The sequence below is a fragment of the Ornithinimicrobium sp. genome, assembly GCF_035267225.1.
Taxonomy (GTDB): domain Bacteria; phylum Actinomycetota; class Actinomycetes; order Actinomycetales; family Dermatophilaceae; genus Ornithinicoccus.
Genome location: NZ_DATFMA010000047.1, coordinates 1 through 2722, shown reverse-complemented (window position 1 = coordinate 2722; position 2722 = coordinate 1). Strand labels below are relative to the sequence as shown.

At 71.7% G+C, this 2722-nt stretch carries 4 protein-coding genes; all 4 read left to right on the top strand.

Annotated elements, in window-relative coordinates; genetic code table 11:
• Positions 1–399: isoprenylcysteine carboxyl methyltransferase family protein (locus tag VJ976_RS03100; RefSeq protein ID WP_324098643.1), on the top strand; the 399-nt coding region annotated here is incomplete at its 5' end.
• Positions 396–1469, top strand: coding sequence for an NAD(P)/FAD-dependent oxidoreductase (locus VJ976_RS03095; RefSeq protein ID WP_324098642.1), 1074 nt, complete (start codon positions 396–398; stop codon positions 1467–1469). The genes VJ976_RS03100 and VJ976_RS03095, both read left to right, overlap by 4 nt.
• Positions 1470–1560: 91 nt before the next feature.
• The gene (locus VJ976_RS03090; RefSeq protein WP_324098641.1) at positions 1561–2256 is read left to right on the top strand and encodes a type 1 glutamine amidotransferase domain-containing protein; all 696 of its coding nucleotides are present in this window, start codon (positions 1561–1563) and stop codon (positions 2254–2256) included.
• 129 nt (positions 2257–2385) lie between these two features.
• Positions 2386–2722 (top strand): 1-acyl-sn-glycerol-3-phosphate acyltransferase (locus VJ976_RS03085; protein ID WP_324098640.1); only part of this gene is annotated, 337 nt, incomplete at its 3' end.

Genomic DNA, 2722 nt, shown 5'->3' with positions numbered 1-2722 from the left:
CCGCCGATGGTCGTGCTGCACACCGCCCTGCTGCTGGGCTGTCTGGCCGAGGTGATGCTGAGTGACCGCCCGTTCCTTCCCTGGCTCGGGTGGCCGATGCTCGTGGTGGTCCTGGCGGCCCAGGGCCTGCGCTGGTGGTGCATCCTCACCCTCGGGCCCGCGTGGAACACGCGCGTCATCGTCACCCCCGGCATCCCGCTGGTGCAGCGTGGCCCGTACCGGTGGATACGCCACCCCAACTACGTGGCCGTCGTCCTGGAAGGGCTGGCGCTCCCCCTGGTGCACTCGGCCTGGCTGACCGCCCTGGTCTTCACGGTGCTCAACGCCTGGCTGCTGACCGTGCGGATCCGGTGTGAGAACGCCGCGCTGGACACTGCGACGCAGGCGTCGTCGCCGTGAGCAGAGTCGACTGCGATGTGCTCGTCGTCGGTGGCGGGCCGGTCGGCATGACCACCGCGCTGTATGCGGTGCAGGCCGGGCTGAGCACGACCGTGATCGAGCCACGCACCGGCCCGGTCGACAAGGCGTGTGGTGAGGGCGTGATGCCGGGGGCCCTGGCCGCGCTGCACGGGCTGGGCGTCGACCCGCGGGGCCGCGACTTCGCCGGGATCACCTACCGCGCCGGCCCCCGCACCGTGCGCGCCGGCTTCCGTCGTGGCGCGGGGCGCGGCATCCGGCGCACCGAGCTCTACCGGAGCCTGCGAGCTCGCGCCGAGAGCGCTGGCGTGCAGTGGGTCAGCACCTCCATGCGGGCCCTGGCGCAGGACGAGCACGGCGTGCAGGTCCAGGTCGGCGACGCGGTGGCGCCGCTGCGCGCGCGGTATGCCGTCGGCGCGGACGGTCTGCATTCACGGACCCGGCGCCAGACCGGGCTGAACGACACGCGCAGGCCGCGGCGACGCTTCGGCTACCGGCAGCACTTCACCATCGCCCCGTGGACGACCGATGTGGAAGTGCACTGGGGCCCCGACGCCGAGGTGTACTGCACTCCCGTCGGCTCCGACACGGTCGGCGTAGCGGTCCTGAGCAGCACCGGGAAGTCGTTCCCCGAGCACGTGGCCTCCTTCCCGGAGCTGGCCGAGCAGCTGGGTACGGCGAGTGCGGCATCCGAGCTGCGCGCGGCCGGTCCGTTGCGCCAGCGCGTCCGCTCCCGCGCTCGGGGTCGGGTGGTGCTGGTGGGCGACGCCGGCGGGTACGTCGACGCCCTCACCGGCGAGGGCTTGGCCGTCGGCCTGGCCCAGGCGGCGGTCGCGGCGCAGGCGCTGGCGCGGGACCGGCCGCAGGACTACCCGCGTCTCGCCCGTGGAGTCAGCTGGCGCAGCACCGCCCTGACCTCCGCGTTGCTGTCCGTCAGTCACGTCCCCCCTCTTCGCGCGGTCCTGGTGCCCGCGGCCGTCCGGTGGCCGGGGCTGTTCCAGCTCGCGGTGAACGAGCTGGCCGCTACGGGGGCCGAGCCCGCCACTGCCTAGAACCCGGGGATGCTGACCCGGAATGACGCTACGCGGGCGCGTGTTCCTTCCGTGCCGGGCTCTCCGGCGTGCGACGACGAAGGAGAAACACGTGAGCAACATCCTGTTCGTGGTGTCCGGATCGGACCACTGGACGCTGAAGGACGGCACGAAACATCCCACCGGCTACTGGGCGGAGGAGCTCGTCGTCCCGTTCCGTACCTTCACCGACAGCGGGCACGAGGTCAGCATCGCGACACCGGGTGGGGTGCAGCCGACGGTCGACGCGGGCAGCCTCGCCGCCGAGGTGAACGGAGGACAGGAGCGCGCCGACGAGCTCGAGGCCGAGATCGGACGGATCGCTCAGCTCGCCCAGCCGCTCCGTCTCGAGGACGTGGACCTCGACGCCTACGACGCCGTGTTCTACCCCGGTGGTCACGGTCCGATGGAGGACCTGAGCTCCGACGAGGCGTCCGCGCACCTGCTGACCAGCACGCTGGCGTCAGGGAAGCCACTGGGCATTGTCTGTCACGCACCCGCCGCGCTGCTGGCGACCGAAGACACCGAGGGCGGGTCCCCCTTCGCCGGCTACCGCCTGACCAGCTTCACGAACACGGAGGAGGAACAGGCCGGCTTGGCCGACGGGGCACCGTGGTTGCTCCAGGACCGCTTGGTGGCGCTCGGCGCCGACTTCCAGGAGGGTGAGGCCTGGGCCCCGCACCTCGTGACCGACCGTAACCTGTATACGGGCCAGAACCCGGCGTCCTCGGGGCCACTGGCCCAAGAGATGCTGGCGGCCCTCCGGTGATCTGACCGTCCCGCAGGTGAGCGCTACGAGCCGCGAGAAACCTCGCGACCCGTAGCGCTCACCACGCTTGGCCACGACGGTGCCGTCGATGCCCGTGGGAACGGCAGCTTCGGTCGCTACCGTGGGGCCATGCTTCGACGCGTGGCGGCTCGCGCCTTCTGGTCGCTCAGCCCCTGGAGACTGTCCACGACGCCCGCACCGGACCGGCCCACAGTGCTCGTCGGCGCGCCCCACACCTCCAACTGGGACTTCGTGCTCATGCTTGCGATCACCTGGCGGCTGGATATGGACATCCGGTGGCTGGGCAAGAGCACTCTGTTCACCGGCTGGCGCGGCCCGCTGATGCGTGCTGTGGGCGGCATCGCCGTCGACCGGTCGAACGCGGGCCGTGTCGTCGAGGAGGTGGTCGACCTCGTCCGGAAAGGTGAGGTCTTCGGCCTCGTCGTCACTCCCGACGGGACGCGTG